The sequence below is a fragment of the Pseudomonas sp. ADAK18 genome (assembly GCF_012935695.1).
Lineage (GTDB): Bacteria > Pseudomonadota > Gammaproteobacteria > Pseudomonadales > Pseudomonadaceae > Aquipseudomonas.
On sequence record NZ_CP052859.1, the window covers coordinates 3943028 to 3964799 of the forward strand.

General features: G+C 59.3%; 18 protein-coding genes and 1 riboswitch. Of the genes, 2 read left to right on the top strand and 16 right to left on the bottom strand.

The features are described from left to right. Window positions 1–26: 26 nt before the first annotated feature. Both alaS and ltaE read right to left on the bottom strand, forming a co-directional pair. Window positions 27–2645: an alanine--tRNA ligase gene (gene alaS, locus HKK55_RS17765; protein WP_169355870.1), complete on the bottom strand. Its 2619-nt coding sequence runs from the start codon at window positions 2643–2645 to the stop codon at window positions 27–29. 146 nt (window positions 2646–2791) lie between these two features. Next, a complete protein-coding gene (gene ltaE, locus HKK55_RS17770) occupies window positions 2792–3796 on the bottom strand; it encodes a low-specificity L-threonine aldolase (RefSeq protein ID WP_169355871.1) in 1005 nt (334 codons plus the stop codon). Between the two features lie 196 nt (window positions 3797–3992). Continuing rightward, window positions 3993–4162: riboswitch (FMN riboswitch) on the top strand. A 115-nt stretch (window positions 4163–4277) separates the two neighbouring features. On the opposite strand from ltaE, the gene HKK55_RS17775 reads away from it, so the two are divergent. Then, window positions 4278–4787, top strand: coding sequence for a 6,7-dimethyl-8-ribityllumazine synthase (locus HKK55_RS17775; RefSeq protein ID WP_155586193.1), 510 nt, complete (start codon window positions 4278–4280; stop codon window positions 4785–4787). 131 nt (window positions 4788–4918) lie between these two features. Here the strand turns inward: HKK55_RS17775 and astE are convergent, their stop codons facing one another. The 14 genes from astE to acs all read right to left on the bottom strand — a co-directional run bounded on the left by astE (window position 4919) and on the right by acs (window position 21005). After that, on the bottom strand, window positions 4919–5923 hold the full coding sequence (gene astE, locus HKK55_RS17780; RefSeq protein WP_169355872.1) for a succinylglutamate desuccinylase: 1005 nt from the start codon (window positions 5921–5923) through the stop codon (window positions 4919–4921). A gap of 12 nt (window positions 5924–5935) precedes the next feature. Next, window positions 5936–6220, bottom strand: coding sequence for a topoisomerase II (locus HKK55_RS17785; protein WP_169355873.1), 285 nt, complete (start codon window positions 6218–6220; stop codon window positions 5936–5938). 22 nt (window positions 6221–6242) lie between these two features. After that, window positions 6243–7589: an N-succinylarginine dihydrolase gene (gene astB, locus HKK55_RS17790; RefSeq protein ID WP_169355874.1), complete on the bottom strand. Its 1347-nt coding sequence runs from the start codon at window positions 7587–7589 to the stop codon at window positions 6243–6245. 189 nt (window positions 7590–7778) lie between these two features. After that, window positions 7779–9248, bottom strand: a complete 1470-nt coding sequence (gene astD, locus HKK55_RS17795) for a succinylglutamate-semialdehyde dehydrogenase (RefSeq protein ID WP_169357894.1) — start codon at window positions 9246–9248, stop codon at window positions 7779–7781. After that, window positions 9245–10270 carry an arginine N-succinyltransferase gene (gene astA, locus HKK55_RS17800; protein WP_169355875.1) on the bottom strand — a complete coding sequence of 342 codons (1026 nt, stop codon included), beginning with the start codon at window positions 10268–10270 and terminating at the stop codon, window positions 9245–9247. The genes astD and astA overlap by 4 nt, the downstream gene beginning before the upstream one ends. 55 nt (window positions 10271–10325) lie before the next feature. After that, on the bottom strand, window positions 10326–11345 hold the full coding sequence (aruF, locus tag HKK55_RS17805; protein WP_169355876.1) for an arginine/ornithine succinyltransferase subunit alpha: 1020 nt from the start codon (window positions 11343–11345) through the stop codon (window positions 10326–10328). 192 nt (window positions 11346–11537) lie between these two features. After that, window positions 11538–12758, bottom strand: coding sequence for an aspartate aminotransferase family protein (locus HKK55_RS17810; protein WP_169355877.1), 1221 nt, complete (start codon window positions 12756–12758; stop codon window positions 11538–11540). Between the two features lie 230 nt (window positions 12759–12988). After that, complete coding sequence (argR, locus tag HKK55_RS17815) at window positions 12989–13969, bottom strand: transcriptional regulator ArgR (protein ID WP_169355878.1); 981 nt, start codon at window positions 13967–13969, stop codon at window positions 12989–12991. A 248-nt stretch (window positions 13970–14217) separates the two neighbouring features. Continuing rightward, window positions 14218–14982 carry an ABC transporter ATP-binding protein gene (locus HKK55_RS17820; protein WP_088426873.1) on the bottom strand — a complete coding sequence of 255 codons (765 nt, stop codon included), beginning with the start codon at window positions 14980–14982 and terminating at the stop codon, window positions 14218–14220. Window positions 14983–15009: 27 nt separating this feature from the next. Next, window positions 15010–16122, bottom strand: coding sequence for a M14 family metallopeptidase (locus HKK55_RS17825; protein ID WP_169355879.1), 1113 nt, complete (start codon window positions 16120–16122; stop codon window positions 15010–15012). A gap of 1 nt (window position 16123) precedes the next feature. Continuing rightward, window positions 16124–16822 carry an ABC transporter permease gene (locus HKK55_RS17830; protein WP_155586203.1) on the bottom strand — a complete coding sequence of 233 codons (699 nt, stop codon included), beginning with the start codon at window positions 16820–16822 and terminating at the stop codon, window positions 16124–16126. Beyond that, window positions 16819–17508 (bottom strand): ABC transporter permease, encoded by a 690-nt coding sequence (locus tag HKK55_RS17835; protein WP_155586204.1) that lies wholly within the window; start codon window positions 17506–17508, stop codon window positions 16819–16821. The genes HKK55_RS17830 and HKK55_RS17835 overlap by 4 nt, the downstream gene beginning before the upstream one ends. Before the next feature lie 92 nt (window positions 17509–17600). Continuing rightward, window positions 17601–18395 carry an ABC transporter substrate-binding protein gene (locus tag HKK55_RS17840; RefSeq protein WP_169355880.1) on the bottom strand — a complete coding sequence of 265 codons (795 nt, stop codon included), beginning with the start codon at window positions 18393–18395 and terminating at the stop codon, window positions 17601–17603. Between the two features lie 654 nt (window positions 18396–19049). Beyond that, window positions 19050–21005 (bottom strand): acetate--CoA ligase, encoded by a 1956-nt coding sequence (acs, locus tag HKK55_RS17845; protein ID WP_169355881.1) that lies wholly within the window; start codon window positions 21003–21005, stop codon window positions 19050–19052. Between the two features lie 394 nt (window positions 21006–21399). Between acs and HKK55_RS17850 the strand changes: the two genes are divergently transcribed. Next, the gene (locus HKK55_RS17850; RefSeq protein ID WP_155586207.1) at window positions 21400–21672 is read left to right on the top strand and encodes a DUF2790 domain-containing protein; all 273 of its coding nucleotides are present in this window, start codon (window positions 21400–21402) and stop codon (window positions 21670–21672) included. Window positions 21673–21772: the final 100 nt, after the last annotated feature.

Here is a 21772-nt window from a genome sequence, read left to right on the forward strand (position 1 = left end):
TAGACCACGGGCTCATTAACGTCGCCTTAAATGCCTGCCTCGACAAACGGCACGGTCAGGGCCAGAGCCGCGTCCAGGGCGCCAGCGTCAGTACCACCGCCTTGCGCCATGTCCGGACGACCACCGCCCTTCCCGCCCACTGCCGCAGCGGCTTGTTTCATCAAATCACCGGCCTTGAGTTGGCCAGTCAGGTCCTTGGTTACACCGGCAACCAGAACGACCTTTTCCTCATGGACACTGCCGAGCAGGATCACTGCGCGGCCGAGCTTGTTCTTCAACTGATCGACCAAGGCCAACAGCGCCTTGCCATCCTGACCATCCAGGCGCACCGCCAGGACTTTCACGCCCTTCACGTCCAGGGCAGAAGCCGACAGGTCATCGCCCGCCGCACTGGCTGCCTTGGCCTGCAACTGCTCCAGCTGTTTCTCCAACTGACGGTTGCGCTCCAATACGGCAGAAAGCTTGTCGATCAGGTTGTCACGGCCGCCCTTGACCAGGCTGGCCACTTCCTTGAGTTGTTCTTCGCCGGCGTTGAGGTAAGCCAGGGCCGCAGCACCGGTGACCGCCTCAATACGACGTACACCGGAAGCCACACCGCCTTCGCTGATGATTTTCAGCAGACCGATGTCGCCGGTACGGTTGGCGTGGATACCACCGCACAGTTCCACGGAGAAGCTGCCGCCCATGCTCAGCACGCGCACCTCATCGCCGTACTTCTCGCCAAACAGTGCCATGGCGCCTTTTTTCTTGGCGGTTTCAATATCGGTTTCTTCGGTTTCCACCGGGGTGTTCTTGCGAATCTCGGCGTTGACGATGTCTTCCAGAGCCTTCAACTGTTCAGGCTTGATCGCTTCGAAGTGACTGAAGTCAAAACGCAGACGCTGGCTATCGACCAGCGAGCCCTTCTGCTGCACATGCTCACCCAGCACCTGACGCAACGCGGCGTGCAGCAAGTGAGTGGCCGAATGGTTCAAAGCAGTGGCATTGCGCACATTCGCATCGACCTGAGTGTCTACCGGTGCGCCGACCGTCAGGTTGCCCAGCACCAGCACACCGTGATGCAGGAAAGCACCGCCGGTCTTGGTGGTGTCGCGCACGTCAAAACGACCGGACGTCGAACTCAAGAAACCACAGTCACCGACCTGACCACCGGATTCGGCGTAGAACGGCGTCTGATCGAGGACCACAACGCCCTCTTCGCCTTCGTTCAGGACGTCGACCGACTTGCCATCTTTATAAATAGCCACGATCTTGGCCGAGCCAACGGTGGCGTGATAGCCCGTGAACTCGGTGGCCACGTCAACCTTGACCAGCGTGTTGTAGTCCAGACCAAAGGAGCTGGCGGAACGGGCGCGCACACGCTGAGCTTCCATCTCACGTTCGAAACCGACTTCATCGACAGTCAGCTCACGCTCACGGGCGATGTCGGCCGTCAGGTCCATCGGGAAGCCATAAGTGTCGTACAGCTTGAACACCACGTCGCCCGGCACCACGGTGCCTTTAAGCTCAGCCAGGTCCTGTTCCAGGATCTTCAAGCCGTGCTCCAGGGTCTTGGAGAACTGCTCTTCTTCAGCCTTGAGCACGCGCTCGATGTTGGCCTGCTGCTGCTTGAGTTCCGGGAAGGCTTCGCCCATCTCGGCCACCAGCGCGGCAACGATTTTGTAGAAGAAGCTACCGGTGGCGCCCAACTTGTTACCGTGACGGCAGGCGCGACGGATGATACGGCGCAGCACATAGCCACGGCCTTCGTTGGACGGCAGCACACCGTCGGCAATCAGGAAGCCACAGGAACGGATGTGGTCCGACACGACCTTGAGCGAAGACTGGTTGTCGTTGGCGCAGCCAATGGCAGCGGCCGACGCGCTCAGCAGGTTCTTGAACAGGTCGATTTCGTAGTTGGAGTGAACGTGCTGCATCACCGCACTGATCCGCTCCAGGCCCATGCCGGTGTCTACCGACGGTGCTGGCAGCGGATGCAACACGCCATCGGCGGTGCGGTTGAACTGCATGAACACGTTGTTCCAGATCTCGATGTAACGGTCACCGTCTTCTTCCGGCGAACCCGGTGGGCCGCCCCAAATGTCGGCGCCGTGATCGTAGAAAATCTCGGTGCAAGGACCGCACGGGCCGGTATCACCCATGGTCCAGAAGTTGTCGGAGGCGTAAGGCGCGCCCTTGTTGTCGCCGATGCGAATCATGCGCTCGACCGGCACACCGATCTGCTGGGTCCAGATGTCGTAGGCTTCGTCATCAGTGGCGTAGACGGTGACCCAGAGCTTTTCCTTCGGCAGCTTCAGCACGCCAGTCAGGAAGGTCCAGGCAAAGGTAATCGCGTCACGCTTGAAATAGTCGCCGAAGCTGAAGTTGCCCAGCATCTCGAAAAAAGTGTGGTGACGAGCGGTGTAGCCAACGTTTTCCAGGTCGCTGTTCTTGCCGCCGGCGCGTACGCACTTCTGGCTGCTGGTGGCGCGGGTGTAGGCGCGCTTTTCCTGGCCCAGGAAGCAGTCCTTGAACTGGTTCATCCCCGCGTTAGTGAACAGCAGGGTGGGGTCATTGCCTGGGATCAAGGAGCTGGAGGCGACACGGGTGTGACCTTGCTCTTCGAAGAAGCGAAGGAAGGCTTCACGGATTTCTGCGCTTTTCATTAGGTTCTTCCACGGAGGCTGCGGCCAAAGGCCAGTGCTAAACGTCATCAGACGGAGCGACGGCAAAGGGCCGCATTATATCGGCCCTTTGCCCGTGGTACAGCGTGTTTATGTGATAGAAGCAGTCAATTAGACGGCCAGCACTGTCATTTTCGGGAAAACGCGACAAATGTCTCGACCACTTGCGCCAACTGCGCCCGGCTGACGTCCAGATGAGTGACCATGCGCAAACGCGGCGCAGCACTTAACTTGATCCCGCGTTCAGCCGCAAAAGCCTTCAATGCCTCGGCCTGATCGCCCATCTGCACATAGACCATATTGGTCTGCACCGGCTCAACCGTGTAGCCAGCGTTGCGCAATTCATCCCCCAGCCATTGAGCGTTGGCATGGTCCTCGGCCAGGCGCTCGACCTGATGATCCAGCGCATACAACCCCGCAGCCGCCAACGAGCCTGCCTGACGCATGCCGCCACCGACCATCTTGCGTAAACGACGAGCCTTGGTGATCAACGCGGTGGATCCACACAACACCGAACCAATCGGCGCACCGAGCCCCTTGGACAGGCACACCGAGACCGAGTCGAAATGCTGGGCAATCTCGCGGGCATCCACCCCCAGCTTGACCGCTGCGTTGTAGATCCGCGCGCCGTCCAGGTGCAGGGCCAGACCTTGCTCCCGACAGAAAGCCCGTGCCGCCGCCAGGTAGGCCAGCGGCAAGACTTTGCCTTGCATGGTGTTTTCCAGCGCCAGTAGCCGGGTGCGGGCGAAATGGAAGTCATCCGGTTTGATGGCCGCCAACACCTGATCCAGGTCCAGGGAACCGTCGGCCTGGACTTCCAGAGGCTGGGGCTGGATCGACCCTAGAACGGCCGCGCCACCACCTTCGTATTTGTAGGTATGCGCCTGCTGCCCGACGATGTATTCCTCGCCACGCTCACAGTGCGCCATCAACGCCAGCAGGTTGCTCATAGTGCCAGTAGGTACAAACAACGCCGCAGGGAATCCCAGGCGGCTGGCCAGCTCAGCTTCCAGGCGATTGACGCTGGGGTCTTCACCGTAGACGTCATCACCGCTGGCAGCCTTGGCCATTGCGTCGAGCATCCCTGGGGTCGGCTGGGTCACGGTGTCACTGCGAAGGTCAATCACGGTCATGAAGCAAACCTCTGGCGGATGAGTAATTCCTTTGGATAACGATTACTGCGGGCATGGCGGTTGAATATCAAGTCCTTTGTAGGCACGCGCCCCACAAACAGACCAACCAATATAATCAATAGCAATTATCGAAAAGCAGCCTATGCAGCTTTCAGAAATATATGGTAAAAACTGACCGCCGCCAGGGTTCTGGCGGCAACGTTCTCAGGGCGGGGTGTAATTCCCCACCGGCGGTAATTGCGCGCAATGCGCATAGCCCGCGAGCGCTTGGCGCCTCGAACTGCTTAGGCAGGACGGCGACAAGGTCAGCAGACCCGGTGTGATCCCGGGGCCGACGGTCATAGTCCGGATGAAGAGAGAACGGGATTGGCGCCTAAGGGCCGTGCGCAATCGATCATGCCTGGCATGGTGGGTGATGCCGTACCCTTAAATCCCATTCGATTCATAACGCCCTGTTTTTTTCATAAACAGGAGTCAGAACATGCAACCCACCGCAATTGACAGCAAAGCCAAAAACCATCACGGCGAGCGCGTCGCGTTTATCCAGGCCTGCTGGCACAAGGATATTGTCGATCAGAGCCGTAAAGGTTTCCTCGCCGAGATGATCGCCCAGGGCTACCAGGAATCGGATATCGATTTCTTCGAAGTCGGCGGCGCCTTTGAAATGCCCCTGCACGCCAAGCTGCTGGCCAAGACCGGCCGTTATGCCGGTATCGTCGCCGCTGCTCTGGTAGTGGACGGCGGGATCTACCGTCACGAGTTCGTCGCCCAGTCAGTGGTCAGCGGCCTGATGCAGGTTCAGCTGGAAACCGAAGTGCCGGTGTTCTCGGTGTCGCTGACACCGCATCACTTCCACGCCGGCATGGAACACCAGACGTTCTTTTTTGAGCACTTCGTGCACAAGGGCCAGGAAGCGGCGAAGACCTGTGCCGACACGCTGCACAAGATTCGTGCGTTGCGTCGTAATGAGCCACGGGCTGTAGCGGTTTAAGCCACACTGCAAAACCAATGTGGGAGCGGGCTTGCTCGCGAAAGCGGTGGGTCAGTTGATACACTTTTGACTGACACTCCGCCTTCGCGAGCAAGCCCGCTCCCACAGTTGATTGCGATCAGCCCTGAAGTTTATGCGAGGCCTTTGTCCGTCGTCGGCACAATCAAGATCCCCGCCCGCAAACCATTCCTCACCTTCGGGTTAGGGAAGATGATGCGTGCGCCCTCCTCCTCGATCACCCAGCGGCTCTTGGCAATGTCCTCGGCCAGCAGATAACCCTTTTTCAACTCCGAGAAGTTTTCCACATCCGCCGGCAGGTGCAGGATGAACTCATCGCTGTGCTTGATCACTTCCCGGGACACGCTGAACAGTTGCAGGCCGTTCAGGCTTTCGGTTTCAGGCTCGTTGCCTTCAATGATCTGCTTGAGGCGGGTTTCCAGGCGCGACACATTCACCCCCTGGTTCTGCCCAAATGGCCGGGCCTTGCCCAGTTCCAGGGTGAACGCCTCGGCGCCCAACTGCTCGTAGGTGAAGGCAGAAAAGGTGATCGAATTCTTGTTCTGCAACAGCACGGCTTCCATGCCCGCAGCGCGCAGGCGTGCCAGCTCACGACGTGAATGCTGACGCCCTTCTTTCCACGGATACAGGGCGAACTGCTCGATCTTCGAGCCGCGAATGGCGGTGTGCAGGTCGTAATGCAGGCGCGAACGATCAGGCAGGCTGAAGAAACTTCGGGCCAACTGTTCAAGCTCAGCCGCGCGCAGGGCTTCCGGGCCACTGCTTTGTTCGTGACGGCCATTGAACAGCCGGTTGACGTCCTGTTCGAGGTAACGCTCGCCCCGGCGCATGGCTTCGGGGTTGCCGAACAGGAACAGAATACGTGCGCGCGGCTTGAGATCGCCGCGGGCGATGCCGTGCAGCAACCGGTCGAGCAATTCGATCGGTGCAGTTTCATTGCCGTGGATGCCGGACGACAGCAGCACGTCGCTGCCATTGTCCCGCGCCTCAGACGGACGCACTTCCAGCGCGCCCTCACTGAGCCAGCGCAATCGCACGCCTTCGACGGTCGTTTGAGTCTTCTCGGCCGGTTCGCGTCCGGCCAGGGTCAGTTCAAGCAGTTTGCCGAGGGCGAGCATAGATCAGCTTCCTTAGTGGTTGCAGTCTGGACCGTGGACGTGATCTTCATCATCACCGACGTCAGCCGGTTCCATTTCCAGTTGCAGGCTCATCAGGTTGGTGGCCAATGGGCGCATCAGCAGGTTGGCGTACTCGGAGTCGCCTTCTTCCACATCCACACCGATCAGCAGTTGGCCACGGCCGTCGTGCTGGATCCAGATTTCTTTGCCCTGCCAGATTACCGCGACGCGGGTGCAGGAGGTTTCCAACTGAGTGCCATCGGTGTCTTCAAGGATCAGTTGCAGGGTGTCGGTCATAAAATAGCTCTCATCTGGGGCATTAATTGATCTGGAAAGGATAAACCGAGCCCAGTTTAAGGATTTGCGTCAGTTCATCCAGTGCCGTCCGGCACTCAAGCAGCAATTGCGGGTCAGCCAGGTCGGTTTCCCGCAGGCTGTCGCGGTAGTGCTTTTCGACCCAATGGGTCAGGGTGTCGTACAACGGCGCCGTCATGATAACCCCTGGGTTGACCGCCGCCAGTTCGGTTTCATTCAAGGCCACCCGCAAGCGCAGGCACGCCGGGCCGCCGCCGTTCTGCATGCTTTGCTTGAGGTCGAAAACTTTCACTTCGCGGATCAAGCCGCCGGAGGACGTCAGGCTTTGCAGGTACCGCCAGACACGTTCATTGCTGCGGCACTCTTCCGGCACGATCAGCAGCATCGAGCCGTCAACACGGGTCAGCAACTGGCTGTTGAACAGGTAGGAACGCACCGCATCTTCAACGCTGACCAGGGCACGAGGCACGCAGATCGACTGGAAATTGCCGCCACGTTTGCCGAGCTTGCCCTGCAACTCGCCGAGCATCTGCTCGGTATTGAGGAAGGCGTCCTCGTGATAGAACAGCACTTCACCGTTGCCCACCGCGATCACATCGTTGTGGAACACACCGGCATCGATCACCGCCGGATTCTGCTGCGCGAATACCACGCCATCATCTTGCAGGCCGTGCAGGCGGGCGACGGCCTGGGACGCTTCGAGGGTCTGGCGCGCCGGGTACTTTTGTGGCGCCGGGTAGCGGGTGTCGAACGCACTGCGGCCGAACACGAAAAACTCGACGCCAGCCTCGCCATAGTCACGGCAGAAACGCGTGTGGTTGGCCGCGCCTTCGTCACCAAACTGCGCCACCGCTGGCAACGCAGCGTGATGGGCGAAGTGTTTCTGGTCAGCAAACATGGCCCCCAACACGCGGCTGGTGGTCGGGTGTTCGATGCTGCGGTGGTATTTGCAGTTGAGGTTGGCGGCGGTGAAATGCACGCGGCCATCGGCAGTGTCGGCACTCGGGCTGACAGTGGCAGCGTTGGCCACCCACATGCTCGATGCCGAGCAACTGGCTACCAGCAACGGCATGGCCTGCTTGGCTGCTTGCTGGATCACTTGTGCGTCGGTGCCGGCAAAGCCGAGATTGCGCAGAGCCGCTACGTCAGGACGCTCCTGCGGGGCCAGCACCCCTTGCACAAAGCCCATTTCCATCAGGGCCTTCATTTTCGCCAGGCCTTGCAGCGCCGCTTCCTTCGGGTTGGAAGACTGCTGGCTGTTGCTCTGGGACGCGACGTTGCCGTAGGACAAACCGCCGTAGTTATGGGTCGGCCCCACTAGACCGTCAAAATTGACTTCACAGGATTTCATCGGCGAGGCTCCACGAACATCTGTTTTTTATAGGCTTCAAATTACTTGAATACACCACAAATCAAATATGGGAGCGGGCTTGTGTGGGAGCGGGCTTGCTCGCGAAGACGGTGGATCAGTTAATACATCCAGCGACTGACACACCGCCTTCGCGAGCAAGCCCGCTCCCACACAAGCCCGCACCTACATTTAGATCAGTGTTACACCGGGTGTCAGTGTTGCTGGCAACACCAGGCTTGGGGTCTCAAGCGAGGCCACCGGGTACGCGCAATAATCCGCAGCGTAATAGGCACTGGCGCGGTGGTTGCCCGACGCCCCTACGCCACCGAACGGCGCACTGCTGGCAGCACCGGTCAGTTGCTTGTTCCAGTTGACGATCCCGGCACGGCTTTCGAGCCAGAACTGCTGGTAACGCGTCTGCGAGTCAGACAGCAAGCCTGCGGCCAACCCGTACTGAGTGTTGTTGGCCTCGGCAATCGCCGCTTCGAAATCAGCGTAGCGGATCACCTGCAGCAGCGGGCCGAACAGCTCTTCGTCCTCGCGCTCGGTGACCGCCGTCACATCGATAATGCCCGGCGTCAGCAACGCGGCCTGGGCCTGTGGCTGGGTCATTTCCAGCAACGCTACAGCACCATTGGCGAGCATCAGTTCCTGAGCATCCATCAAGGCTTTCGCCGCCCCCAGGGAAATCACCGAGCCCATGAACGGCGCTGGTTGTTGGTCGAACGCACCGACTTCAATCGTCGCGCTCACCGCCACCAGGCGCGCCAACAGTGCATCGCCCCAAGCGCCCTCCGGCACCAGCAAACGACGGGCACAGGTGCAACGCTGGCCGGCAGAGATGAAGGCCGACTGGATGATGGTGTAGACCGCCGCATCCACGTCAGCCACTTCGTCCACCACCAGTGGGTTGTTGCCGCCCATTTCCAGGGCAAGGATCTTGTCCGGACGCCCGGCGAACTGCTGGTGCAGGTGGTTGCCGGTACGGCTGGAGCCGGTGAAGAACAAGCCGTCGATACCCGGATTGGCCGCCAAAGCGATCCCGGTTTCCCGCGCGCCTTGCAGCAGGTTCAGCACGCCCGCCGGCAGGCCAGCGTCGATCCAGCATTGCACGGTCAGCTCGGCCACTTTCGGGGTCAGTTCGCTCGGCTTGAACAATACGGTATTACCCGCCAGCAATGCCGGAACGATATGACCATTAGGCAAGTGGCCAGGGAAGTTGTACGGACCGAACACCGCTACCACACCGTGAGGCTTGTGGCGTAACACAGCTGTGGCGTCGCCCAACGGGCCGCTCTTCTCGCCGGTACGCTCGCGGTAGCTCTGCACCGAGATCGCGATCTTGTTGACCATGCTGGTGACTTCCGTCGCCGACTCCCACAGCGGCTTGCCAGTCTCTTCACCAATGCAACGCGCCAGTTCATCGGCACGGCTTTTCAGGTTGGCGGCAAACGCTTCCAGCACGCTCAAACGCTCTTCCAGCGAACGCTTGGCCCAGGCCGGAAATGCCTGACGCGCCGCTTGCACGGCGGATTCAACCTGCTCAACGGTGGCACCGTTACCCGACCACAGCACTTGCTGGCTCACCGGGTTCAGCGACTCAAAGCGCTCACCCTGGCCTGCCAGCCACTCACCTGCGATGTATAGCGAATTCATTATTTCGACTCCCGTGCAGCGGACAACGGTACGGCACGCACTTGATCACCGGCGATCAGTTTCAGGCGCTTGGCAGTCAGTGGATCGACCACTAACGTGCCAGCCGCCTGACGCGCTGGAGCGGCGGTGATGCGGCAATCTTCGCGTTTGCGGTTATGGATCAAGAACGGTGTGGCATCGTCTCCCGGCGTACCAATAGCCAGCACCAGCGCCTCACTGTCACGCACGGCGCGGATCTTGGAGGTTTCACATTCCACCGCCGGGCCCGCGTCAAAGATATCGACGTAACCCTGATAGCTGAAGCCTTCGCTCTTGAGCATGCTCAAAGCGGGCTCGGTATCGGTGTGAACCTTGCCGATCACGTTGCGCGCGTCCTCGGACAGGAAGCAGGTGTACAGCGGAAACTTCGGCATCAGCTCAGCGATAAAGGCTTTGTTGCCGACACCCGTGAGGTAGTCGGCCTGGCTGAATTCCATCTTGAAGAAGTGCCGGCCCAGGCTTTCCCAGAACGGTGAACGCCCGGCTTCGTCGGACATGCCGCGCATCTCGGCGATGATCTTGTTGCCGAACAGTTGCGGGAACTCGGCAATGAACAGCATCCGCGCCTTGGCCAGCATGCGGCCGTTGAGGCCGGTGCGGTAATCAGCGTGAAGGAACAGCGAGCACAGTTCGGAATTGCCGGTCAGGTCGTTGGCCAGGAACAGCGTCGGAATCTCGCGGTAGATGTTCAGTTCCTGGGAGGCGCTGACTGTCAGGCCGACCCGGAAGTTGTACCAAGGCTCACGCAGGCCGACCGCGCCGGCGATGGCGGAGATTCCCACCACCTGGCCTTCGTCGTTCTCCAGCACGAACAGGTAATCGGCATCACCGCGACCGGCTTCGCCGCGAAAGGTCTTTTCAGCCCAGCCGACCCGGTGGGTCAGGCGCTCTTCGTTGGCCGGCAAGGTGGTGAGGCCGGTGCCAGTGCTGCGCGCCAGATCAATCAGGGCCGGTAAATCGCTGCTGCGTACGGGACGAACGATCATGCTATCTCCTCAAACGGGCCGCTGGCTCCAGCCACCCGCGAAACTCTCGAATGCTTTAAACCGCCACCAGACGCACGCTGGCACCTTCACCGACGCCCAGGGCTTCGGCGGTTTCCAGGTCCAGGGTCACCGGCTTGCCTGGCGCGTAGTCCAGCTCCAGCATCACCGCGCGGTAATCCTGTAACTGCGCATTGCTGACCAGGTACTGACGACCGACACCCTTGACCCTCTCACCGATCTTCACCGGCACCACGCGGCTCTGGGCGATCGAACGAATGCCCGAGATCCGGGCGTGCAGCGTTGGGCCGCCGTCAAAGATGTCGATGTAATGATCGGTCTCAAAGCCTTCGCGCATCAGGATGTCAAAGGTGATCTGCGCCCGAGGATGCACCTGGCCCATGGCTTCCTGGGCTTCGTCCGGCAACAGCGGCACGTAGATCGGGTAATGCGGCATCAGCTCGGCAAGGAAGGTCCGACTCTTCAGCCCGCACAGGCGCTCGGCCTCGGCGTAGTTGAGGTCGAAGAAGTTGCGGCCAATGGCGTCCCAGAACGGCGAATCACCGTTCTCGTCGCTGTAGCCAACGATCTCGGTCACCACCGAATCGGCGAAACGCTCGGGGTGGCTGGCGACGAACAACAAGCGGCCACGGGAGTTGAGTTCCGACCACGGCGACCCCACCAGCTCCGGCACCACGTAGAAGCTGGTCAGCAAGCTGTTGCCGGTCAGGTCATGGCACTGGGACAGAACATGGATCTTGTTGTGAATCTTCAGCTCGCGGGAAGCGTGCACGAAGGTTTCGTTACGGAAGCTGTAGAACGGCTCCGAATAACCGGCCGAGGCGACGATGGCCGAACAGCCCACCAACTTGCCGGCTTCAGTGTCTTCAAGAACGAAGAAGTAACTTTCTTCACCGTTGAAACTGACTTCGGCAGCGAAGGACGCTTCGCTTGCGGCGATCTTGTCGCTCAGGCGTTCGACATCATCCGGCAAGGAGGTGACACCAATCGGGCTGTCCGCAGCCAGACGCTGTACCTCGCCCAGATCAGCCATTTGCGCGGGGCGCATCACCAGCATGGTGTCACTCCTTAACTCGAAAAATTCATAGAAAAATACCGGACAGATTTGAATCAACACAGACCCCAATGTGGGAGCGGGCTTGCTCGCGAATGCGGAGTGTCAGTCAATATCTCTGGCGACTGAACCACCGCTTTCGCGAGCAAGCCCGCTCCCACATTTGATCCGGTCCGGCAAATAAATGTGTGTCTATCAGGCTTGCGTCAGCTTCTTCACAGCACGTTCAAAACGATCCAGGCCTTCTTGAATGTCAGCATCTTCCACCACCAGGCTCGGGGCGAAACGCACCACATCAGGACCGGCTTGCAGGATCATCAGGCCTTCACGCTCGGCGGCATTGAAGATGTCCTTGGCCTTGCCTTTCCAGGCATCGCTCAGCACGCAACCGAGCAGCAGGCCCAGGCCGCGCACTTCGGTGAAAATGCCGTATTGCTGGCCGATCTGCTCCAGGCGAGCCACGAACAGGTCATGCTTGGCTTTAACGCCAGCCAGCACTTCTGGAGTGTTGATCACGTCGATCACCGCTTCCGCCACCGCGCACGCCAGCGGGTTGCCGCCGTAGGTGGTGCCGTGGGTGCCGACCACCAGGTGCTTGGCCAGGTCTTCACGCGTCAGCATCGCTGCAATCGGAAAACCGCCGCCCAGGCTCTTGGCGCTGGTGAGGATGTCCGGCACTACGCCGTAGTGCTGGTAGGCGAACAACTCGCCGCTGCGACCCATACCGGTTTGTACTTCGTCGAATACCAGCAGTGCGTTATTGGCATCGCACAGGTCGCGGGCACCTTGCAGGTAAGCCAGCTCAGCCGGCAGTACGCCGCCTTCGCCCTGGATCGGCTCCAGCACCACAGCACAGGTCTTGTCCGAAACAGCGGCTTTCAGCGCGTCCAGATCATTGAACGGAACGTGGGTGATCCCGGTGATTTTCGGACCGAAGCCGTCGGAATACTTCGACTGGCCACCGACGTTCACGGTGAACAGCGTGCGGCCGTGGAAGCTGTTCAGCGCAGCGATGATTTCGTACTTCTCGCTGCCGAACCGGTCGAACGCAACACGACGGGCCAGCTTGAAGGCGGCCTCGTTGGCTTCGGCGCCGGAGTTGCAGAAGAACACACGCTCGGCAAAGGTGGCGTCGATCAGTTTGTGAGCCAGACGCAAGGCCGGCTCATTGGTGAAGACGTTGGATACGTGCCACAGTTTATTGGCCTGTTCGGTCAGTGCACCGACCAGCGCCGGGTGGGCGTGGCCCAATACGTTGACCGCGATGCCGCCGGCAAAGTCGATCAGCTCTCGACCCGACTGGTCCCACACGCGCGAACCTGCGCCACGCACAGGGATGAACGCGGCAGGTGCATAGTTGGGAACCATGACCTGGTCGAAATCGGCACGTTGCACCGGGGCTTGCTCAACGGACATCGGAGTCTCCTGAAGAGGAACGCCTGCCTGAAACTGGCGGACGATGGAGGGATTGTAAGGACAGTTTTCAGCCCGGCCTTGCCGCCAAGCGACAACTTCTTATAGCGCCAACCCCGGTTTTACGCGGGTTTACGCCAATGCGACAAATTGCGTCGCAATGGCGCAGTTTAAACTGATGGCGAGAGTTTGCGGCCACGCAACTGGAATTTTGCTGCGCACAGAATTTTGGATCAGCCGCGCTCGGACGGCACCGACGACAATTCAAACGGGCTGCTGCTGCGGCGCTGGTTGCGGTCTTCGCGAGGGGTGGCGCCAAAGAAGTTGCGGTAGGCGCTGGAGAAGTGCGGTCCTGAGGAGAAGCCGCACGACAGGCCGATCTGGATGATCGACTTGCTGGTTTGCATCAACATCTGCCGGGCCTTGTTCAGGCGCAGTTCCAGATAGTACTGGCTGGGGACGCGATTGAGGTACTGCTTGAAGATCCGCTCCAATTGTCGTCGCGAGACGCACACATGCTGGGCGATTTCGTCGGTGGTCAGCGGTTCTTCGATGTTGGCTTCCATCAGCAACACGGCCTGGGTCAACTTCGGATGGCTGGAACCCAGGCGGTTTTGCAATGGAATACGCTGACGCTCGCCGCCTTCGCGGATGCGCTCCACCACCAACTCTTCCGATACCGCACCGGCCAGTTCAGCGCCGTGGTCGCGGGCCAACACCGCCAGCAGTAGGTCGAGCACCGACAGGCCACCGCAGGCGGTCAGGCGATCACGGTCCCAGTCAAACAGATGGCTGGTGGCGATAACCTTGGGGAAGCGCTCGGCAAAATCATCCTGCCAGCGCCAATGCACGGCGGCGCGATAGCCGTCGAGCAAGCCCAACTGCGCCAGTGGATAGACACCTGCCGACAAACCACCGATCACACACCCAGAACGCACCAATTGCTTGAGGGCGCTGCTCAACGGTGAAGCCAGCGCGGTCGGTGGCTCATCCGCCAACAGGAACAGCTTCTGAAAGCCTTCCAGCTTGCCGGCCCAAGGCTCACCCGGCAATTGCCAGGCGCCTTCGATCGGCGGTTCAGCCTGGAGAAACGACAACTCGTACACCACGTCCGGATGCACCCGCTGAGCAACGCGCAAGGCCTCCTCAGCCAGCGCAAGCGTCAGGGCTTTAGTGCTGGGCCAAATCAGGAAACCAATTCGATGGGCGGTCATGGAGTGCTATCCGAAACGAAAAACAGTGTTAAAGGCATCGCTAATGCTAGCCCGTAAGTGAACACAAATCTTAAAACCGATGAAGATCAAATGTGGGAGCTGGCTGGCCTGCGATGGCGCCAGCACATTCAACATTCCTATCGCCTGACACTACGCTATCGCAGGTAAGCCAGCTCCCACACTGGACCGGGGTTAGCCTGTAAGCCGCGCGAAGCATGCCCTATATCAGTGCACAACGGCAGCCTTGATTACTTCAAGCTGCCGGAAAGGAACTGCTGCAAACGCTCGGATTGTGGGTTGACCAGTACTTCACGCGGGTTACCACGCTCCTCGACGATACCTTTGTGCAGGAACACCAACTGGTTGGAGACTTCACGGGCAAAGCCCATTTCGTGGGTCACCACTACCATGGTCCGACCTTCCTGGGCCAGGTCCTGCATCACCTTGAGCACTTCGCCTACCAGCTCCGGGTCGAGGGCCGAAGTCGGCTCGTCGAACAGCATCACTTCAGGTTCCATCGCCAAGGCACGGGCAATCGCCACGCGCTGCTGCTCGCCACCGGACATATGGCCGGGGAACGCATCCTTACGATGAGCGACGCCGACCTTGGCCAAGTAGTGCTCAGCCTTTTCCCGCGCATCTTTTTTCGACATGCCGAGAACGTGGACTGGCGCTTCCATGACGTTTTCCAACGCGGTCATGTGCGACCACAGGTTGAAATGCTGGAACACCATGGACAGTCGCGAACGCATGCGTTGCAGCTGCTTAGGGTCCGCCGCCTTCATGGCGCCGTCCTTGTTGGCCACCAGTTTCAGCTCTTCGTTATTGAGCAGAATCTTGCCGGCGTGGGGTTGCTCCAGCAGGTTGATGCAGCGCAAAAAGGTACTTTTACCCGAACCACTGGAGCCGATGATGCTGATCACATCACCGGCCGCGGCGGCCAGGGACACACCCTTGAGCACTTCATGACTGCCATAGCGTTTATGCAGGTCTTGGACTTCAAGTTTGTACATGCGGTCGGTTCTCACAAAAACAGTTGGTCAGTCGTTGAGCAAGCGCCCGTGACGCAGCGCTTCGCGCCCCGCCACCTTGGCCAGCCAGAAACCCGCTTGGGCATAACGTAGCCGTTCAACGGCAAACAACACCCCAGGCGTGCCAGCGCAGACAATGCTGACGCGGTCGGTCAAGGGATCAATCACTTCAAACAGAGGGTCGCCCGCTTCCACCCACTCACCGGCGCGGCGCAGGTAACTGATCACCCCCGCATGGGGCGCGAACAGCAATTCGGTACCTTCGAAAGGCATGCCTTCGCAGGGTTCATGGGCCGGTTGTGGCCACTCCCCTTTTATCAAACCTTGCTCGGCGAGAAAGGCCAGGATGCCTTCAGCGTGGAAAATCGCTTCATCTCGACCCGTGTCAGCCTGACCACCCAATTCCAGCGTCGTCGCCAGGCACGCCAGGGGAATCTGCGCCTCGGGGAACTCCCGGGACAAGCGCAACCATGGCAGCGAGCAGGCTTCGTCAAAGGAACTGCCGCCGGAGTCTTCCGCCAGCAAGCCGACCTTCACATTCAAATGTGCCGACAGCGAACGCCACTGCGGCCAATGCTGGGGCAGCGCGTACATGTGCAGCGCGGCTTCGGCGTCGCAGTGGAGGTCGAGTACCACGTCGGCGGTGCAGGCATGGCTCAGCAACACCCGCTGCATGCCTTGCAATTGACTGCTCGGCGGCGGCAAAGCGTTGAGCGCATCAGTCATGGCCTGACGGACCAGTCGCACATTGGCGTGGGGATCATCTCCCAGGCGGCCCTTGAGCAACTCGGCAACCGGCTCGCTCAACTCGACGAAGTCACGGTTGAAATTTTTGCCGCTGCCGACTTCGAAACGCCCTTGGTGAGCGCCTTGCAGCAGTTGCCCCAAGCCCATCGGGTTGGCCACCGGCACCAGCTCGATCACGCCGTTGAGGGCGCCTTGCTGCTCCAGTTCGACCAGGCGTTTTTTCAACTCCCAGGCAGTGCGCATGCCCGGCAATTCGTCGGCGTGCAGGCTGGCCTGGATATAGGCCTTGCGCTCGCCGCTGCCGAAACGGAACACCGCCAGTTGGCGCTCGCAGCCCAGGTGCCCCCAGGGCAACACGTGATCGATACGTTCCATATCAGTGCTTCCGTGGAGCCAGGTAGCTCAGCCAGCGGCGCTCGGCCAACTTGAACAGGCGTACCAGGATGAAGGTCAGGCACAGGTAGAACACGCCGGCGGTGATATAGGCTTCGAACGGCAAGTAGTACTGGGCGTTCACCGTGCGCGCGGCACCGGTGATGTCGATCAGCGTGACGATGGAAGCCAAGCTGGTGGTCTGCAGCATCATGATCACTTCGTTGCTGTACTGCGGCAGTGCCCGGCGCAGGGCTGACGGCAGCAGGATCCGGCGATACAGCTTGTAGCGCGACATGCCCATGGCCTTGGCCGCCTCGATCTCGCCATGGGGCGTGGCCTTGAGGCTACCGGCAATGATCTCGGCGGTGTAGGCACTGGTGTTGATGGCAAAGGCCAGGCAGGCGCAGAAGGTCGCGCTGGACAGCAACGGCCACAGGAAGCTTTCACGCACCGCTTCAAACTGGGCCAAGCCGTAGTAGATCAAGAACAGCTGCACCAGCATCGGCGTGCCGCGGATCACGTAGGTGTAAAGCCAGGCGGCGCCGTTGACGACCGGCTGCTTGGACACACGCATCAGGCCCAAAGGCAACGCCGCGAGCAAACCGAAGAACAGCGAGATGGCCAACAATTTCAGAGTGGTCAGCAAGCCGCCGAGGTACAGCGGCATCGCCTCCCAGATGACGTTGTAGTCGAAGATCATAGATCAGCCGCCTTTACGCCTACCGAGTAGCGCTTCTCAAGGTGACGCAAGGCCAGCAACGACACACTGGTGATTACCAGGTACATCGCCGCCACTGCGAGGAAGAAGGTAAAAGGTTCGCGGGTGGCATCGGCCGCCTGCTTGGCCTTGAACATCATATCTTGCAGGCCCACCACGGAAATCAGCGCGGTAGCCTTGGTCAGCACCAGCCAGTTGTTGGTGAAACCGGGGATCGCCAGCCGAATCATCTGCGGCACCATCACCCGGAAAAACACCTGGAAGCTGCTCATGCCATAAGCAAGGCCGGCTTCAGCCTGGCCCTTGGGAATGGCCATGAAGGCACCACGAAACGTTTCCGAGAGGTAGGCACCAAAGATGAAACCCAGGGTGCCGATACCGGCGGCCAAGGGGTTCAAGTCAATATAGTCGTCGTAGCCGAGCATCGGCGCGACGCGGTTCAGCAGGTCCTGACCGCCGTAGAAAATCAGCAGGATCAGTACCAGGTCGGGAATCCCGCGGATCACCGTGGAGTACAAGTCGCCCAGCCATGCCAACCAGCGCACCGGCGACAGGCGTAACGCGACCCCGATCAGACCCAGAACAATGGCCAGGGCCATGGACGACAAGGCGAGCTGAAGCGTCAACCATGCGCCATCGAGGATGACAGCCCCGTAGCCTTTCAACATGATTCAGGTCCTCGAAAAGGGGGGATGAAAAAATGGCGCAAACTTCAGAGATCCTGGTGCTTGCGCCATTTCGGACAGACAGTTGCGATGACTTAGTTGGCTGCTTTTGGATCAGCGCCGTAAATATCGAAGTCGAAGTACTTGTCCTGGATTTGCTTGTACTTGCCGTTGGCACGGATCGCGGCGATGGCAGCGTTGATCTTGTCCAGATTGGCCTTGTCGCCTTTACGCACAGCGATGCCTACGCCGTCGCCGAAGTATTTGACGTCGGTGAACTGCGGTCCAACGAACGCGTAGCCTTTACCTGCTGGCGTCTTCAGGAAACCGTCCTGCAACAGGGTGGCGTCTGCCACGGTACCGTCGAGGCGACCGGCTTCCACGTCCAGGTAGATTTCGTTCTGCGAGCTGTAAGGAACCACGGTGGCGCCTTTAGGGGCCAGGACTTCCTTAGCGAAACGGTCGTGGATCGAACCACGTTGCACACCGATTTTCTTGCCCTTGAGTTCATCCAGGCTGTCGCTGACCACAGTACCTTCCTTCATCACCAGACGTGCTGGGGTCAGGTAGTAGCGAGTGGTGAAGTCCACGGACTTCTTGCGGTCATCAGTGATGGACATGGACGACAGGATCGCGTCGATCTTGCGCACTTTCAGCGCAGGGATCAGGCCGTCGAATTCTTGCTCGACCCACGTGCACTTGACCTTCATCTCTTCGCACAGGGCGTTGCCGATGTCGTAGTCGAAACCCACGATGCTGCCGTCCGGCGCCTTCGAGGCAAACGGAGGGTAAGCCGCTTCGATACCAATCTTCAGGGGTTTTTCGTCAGCGAAGGCCTGCATGGACAACACAGACAGCGCCAGGGCGCCCAACAGCACGAGTTTCTTCATCTTGGGACTCCATCGGTATAGGGCAAAAACAGCAGTATGAGCCATGGCCCACGATGCGACTGAGTGAAACCGAATAGCTTTGCGGCGTCCTACGCAATTGAACGTAAACGACGGCGAGCGAGTGATCGGCATTCTAACGACAGGCCGGAAGCCGATATTTCCTCAATGCGACAACAATTTACAGAAGCACCGAGAAAGCGGTTCCAGCCCATTGACAGCCTCGTGATTTTATGCAGAGGCAAAAGACATTAAACCTGTTAACGCTGCAAGTTGCGGGCCTATTATTCGCAAACCCTTCTAGCACGGCAAGTCTGGCGTTTAATCTTATTTCAGAGGGTGTCTAAAACGCGGGTTTTAGGGGCGCGGACGTAGCACTTTGCCCCAGGTTTGGGTGGTGGGTTACACATTTGGATGATTCGGTAACATTCAGAAACTTCCTACGATATAAATCGATATTTATTGGGCTGAAGGTGCAGATGGTCTGTCAGCCCCCGAACACGGACCAACCCAATCAGGCCTTGAAATGCAATCAAATGTGGGAGCTGGCTTGCCTGCTCCCACATTAAGCCGGTTCCGGCAGTGAAATATTGGTGTACCCCACAAAAAAGCCCCACCCGGCCTACGCCGAATGGGGCTTCATCCCACGAACCCGCCTTACGCGACGTTCATGGTCTTGTGGGTCTCAATCAAATGCTGCACCACACCCGGGTCCGCCAGGGTGGAGATATCTCCCAACCCATCATATTCAGCGGTGGCAATCTTGCGCAAAATCCTACGCATGATTTTCCCCGATCGGGTCTTCGGCAAGCCCGGTGCCCACTGGATCACATCCGGCGAAGCAATCGGCCCAATCTCCTTGCGCACCCAGTTCTTCAACTCCAGGCGCAGCGCCTCAGTCGGCTCTTCGCCATTTTTCAGGGTCACATACACATAGATGCCCTGGCCCTTGATGTCGTGTGGCACGCCCACCACCGCCGCTTCGGCGACTTTCGGGTGGGCAACCATAGCGCTTTCAATCTCGGCGGTGCCCATGCGGTGGCCGGACACGTTGAGCACGTCATCCACACGACCGGTGATCCACCAGTAGCCGTCTTCATCGCGACGTGCGCCGTCACCGGTGAAATACATGCCACGGAACGTCTTGAAGTAGGTATCGACGAAACGATCATGGTCGCCGTACAGGGTACGAGCCTGGCCTGGCCACGAATCGAGAATCACCAGGTTGCCTTCGGCAGCGCCTTCGATAATGTTGCCCAGGTTGTCCACCAACGCCGGCACCACGCCGAAGAACGGCCGTGCAGCCGAGCCCGGCTTGAGCGCATGCGCACCCGGCAGTGGGCTCATCAGGGTGGCACCGGTCTCGGTCTGCCACCAGGTGTCGACGATCGGGCAACGGGATTGGCCGACGTTCTTGTAGTACCAGTCCCACGCTTCCGGGTTAATCGGCTCACCCACCGAACCCAACAGACGCAAGCTGCTGCCGTCAGCGCCTTCGCAGGCAGCGGTGCCCGAAGCCATCATCGCGCGGATCGCGGTTGGCGCGGTGTAGAGGATATTGACCTTGTGCTTGTCGACGATCTTCGCCACCCGGGTGATATCCGGGTAGTTCGGCACGCCTTCGAACAGCAGTGTGGTCGCGCCATTCGCCAGCGGGCCGTAGACAATATACGTGTGGCCGGTGACCCAGCCGACGTCGGCGGTGCACCAGTAAATTTCACCTGGGCGGTAGTCGAACACGCGTTCGTGGGTCAGCGCCGCATACAACAGATAGCCGCCGGTGGTGTGCTGCACGCCCTTGGGCTTGCCAGTGGAGCCGGAGGTATAAAGGATAAACAGTGCTTCTTCAGCACCCATCTCTTTCGGCGCGCATACGGTGCCCGCCACTTTCATCAGGTCTTCGTACCAGATGTCGCGATGCTGGTTCCACTTGATGTCGCCACCAGTGCGCTTGCACACGATGACTTTCTGGATGCTGCTGGTTTCCGGGTTAGTCAGGGCGTCGTCGACATTGGCCTTCAGCGGAATTTTCTTACCGGCACGCAAGCCTTCGTCGGCGGTGATCACCACCTTGGATTTGCAGTCGATGATCCGACCGGCCAGGGCCTCTGGCGAGAAACCGCCAAAGACTACCGAGTGAATCGCGCCGATCCGGGTACAGGCCAACATGGCGACCACGGCTTCGGGAATCATCGGCATATAGATAGTCACCACGTCGCCGCGGTGTACATCCTGACCGCGCAAGGCGTTGGCGAACTTGCAGACTTGTTCGTGCAGTTCACGGTAGGTGATGGTGCGGCTGTCGGCAGGGTCGTCGCCTTCCCAGATGATTGCGGCCTTATCGCCACGCTCGGCGAGGTGACGGTCCAGGCAGTTGTAGGAAACGTTGAGAGTGCCGTCGGCAAACCATTTGATGTCGACATGGTGATCGTCGAAGGAAGTCTGCTTCACCGTGGTGAAAGGCTTGATCCAGTCAAGACGGCGAGCCTGCTCGCGCCAGAAACCGTCGGGGTTGACCACCGACTGCTGGTACATGGCCTTGTAGGTCGCCTCGTCGGTCAGCGTGTTGGCTGCTACTTCGGGGCGAACGGGGTACAGAGAAGCCGCACTCATCTTTCTTACCTCGGTGACATAGTTGTTGTTGTATGGCCCTGTTGTAGCCGGGCCGGGCCTATAGAACCATTCGACGATGGTAGTAACAAGCCCCTACAAATTGCCCAGTTATACCCCTACGCTGCTCTGGCCCGCGGCCTACGCTGGTTTGCGTCGTTTAAAAAAAATCTGAATACCGGGATTGTTACAGGATCGACCAATAGTGTTTATCAAAAGCACGGGTATATGAATTAAACCCGCACGCCTAAAATCGGCTCTGCCAACCAAGGCACCGTGATTAACCAAGTTGCAGCCCCCACGAAGGCACGTTAATCCGAACTTTCCAATCTAGTTGCACACGTGGCCTCACAAGGGCTTCGTGACCCCTTTCGACCGAAAAAAGGTAAATAGTCAAATGAAAGCTTTATTAGTTTTGGCCCTCAGCAGCTTGTGCGCTACCGCCGCCCTGGCCGACGAGATCCCGACTGAGGTAGCCAGCCAGAATACCGCCACTGTTGAGGATTACACTTACGACACCGACCTGGACATTGCCCGAGTAGTGTCCATGAGCAATATCCCGGATGTGTGTGAAGTTGTACCAGCGCGTATGGAATATGAAGATCACCAAGGCCAGCGGCATATTCTTAATTACAAGATCATGGGCAATGGTTGCTCTAACGGTTCGTAACTTCGTTAGTTGAAACTAAACCTGACCTTATCCGCCGCAAGAAATCATTCTTGCGGCCAAGAATCCGACGCCTGACACGCCCCGCCTTTCCCCTCCTCGC

What these genes read in the sequence shown, in the direction of transcription:
- alaS (WP_169355870.1), bottom strand. Translation starts at nt 2,645, where the DNA reads ATGAAAAGCGCAGAAATCCGTGAAGCCTTCCTTCGCTTCTTCGAAGAG.
- HKK55_RS17820 (WP_088426873.1), bottom strand. Translation starts at nt 14,982, where the DNA reads ATGTACAAACTTGAAGTCCAAGACCTGCATAAACGCTATGGCAGTCAT.
- HKK55_RS17835 (WP_155586204.1), bottom strand. Translation starts at nt 17,508, where the DNA reads ATGTTGAAAGGCTACGGGGCTGTCATCCTCGATGGCGCATGGTTGACG.
- argR (WP_169355878.1), bottom strand. Translation starts at nt 13,969, where the DNA reads ATGACCGCCCATCGAATTGGTTTCCTGATTTGGCCCAGCACTAAAGCC.
- astE (WP_169355872.1), bottom strand. Translation starts at nt 5,923, where the DNA reads ATGCTCGCCCTCGGCAAACTGCTTGAACTGACCCTGGCCGGACGCGAA.
- astA (WP_169355875.1), bottom strand. Translation starts at nt 10,270, where the DNA reads ATGATCGTTCGTCCCGTACGCAGCAGCGATTTACCGGCCCTGATTGAT.
- HKK55_RS17775 (WP_155586193.1), top strand. Translation starts at nt 4,278, where the DNA reads ATGCAACCCACCGCAATTGACAGCAAAGCCAAAAACCATCACGGCGAG.
- HKK55_RS17785 (WP_169355873.1), bottom strand. Translation starts at nt 6,220, where the DNA reads ATGACCGACACCCTGCAACTGATCCTTGAAGACACCGATGGCACTCAG.
- HKK55_RS17825 (WP_169355879.1), bottom strand. Translation starts at nt 16,122, where the DNA reads ATGGAACGTATCGATCACGTGTTGCCCTGGGGGCACCTGGGCTGCGAG.
- HKK55_RS17850 (WP_155586207.1), top strand. Translation starts at nt 21,400, where the DNA reads ATGAAAGCTTTATTAGTTTTGGCCCTCAGCAGCTTGTGCGCTACCGCC.
- HKK55_RS17830 (WP_155586203.1), bottom strand. Translation starts at nt 16,822, where the DNA reads ATGATCTTCGACTACAACGTCATCTGGGAGGCGATGCCGCTGTACCTC.
- acs (WP_169355881.1), bottom strand. Translation starts at nt 21,005, where the DNA reads ATGAGTGCGGCTTCTCTGTACCCCGTTCGCCCCGAAGTAGCAGCCAAC.
- astB (WP_169355874.1), bottom strand. Translation starts at nt 7,589, where the DNA reads ATGAAATCCTGTGAAGTCAATTTTGACGGTCTAGTGGGGCCGACCCAT.
- aruF (WP_169355876.1), bottom strand. Translation starts at nt 11,345, where the DNA reads ATGCTGGTGATGCGCCCCGCGCAAATGGCTGATCTGGGCGAGGTACAG.
- HKK55_RS17810 (WP_169355877.1), bottom strand. Translation starts at nt 12,758, where the DNA reads ATGTCCGTTGAGCAAGCCCCGGTGCAACGTGCCGATTTCGACCAGGTC.
- ltaE (WP_169355871.1), bottom strand. Translation starts at nt 3,796, where the DNA reads ATGACCGTGATTGACCTTCGCAGTGACACCGTGACCCAGCCGACCCCA.
- HKK55_RS17840 (WP_169355880.1), bottom strand. Translation starts at nt 18,395, where the DNA reads ATGAAGAAACTCGTGCTGTTGGGCGCCCTGGCGCTGTCTGTGTTGTCC.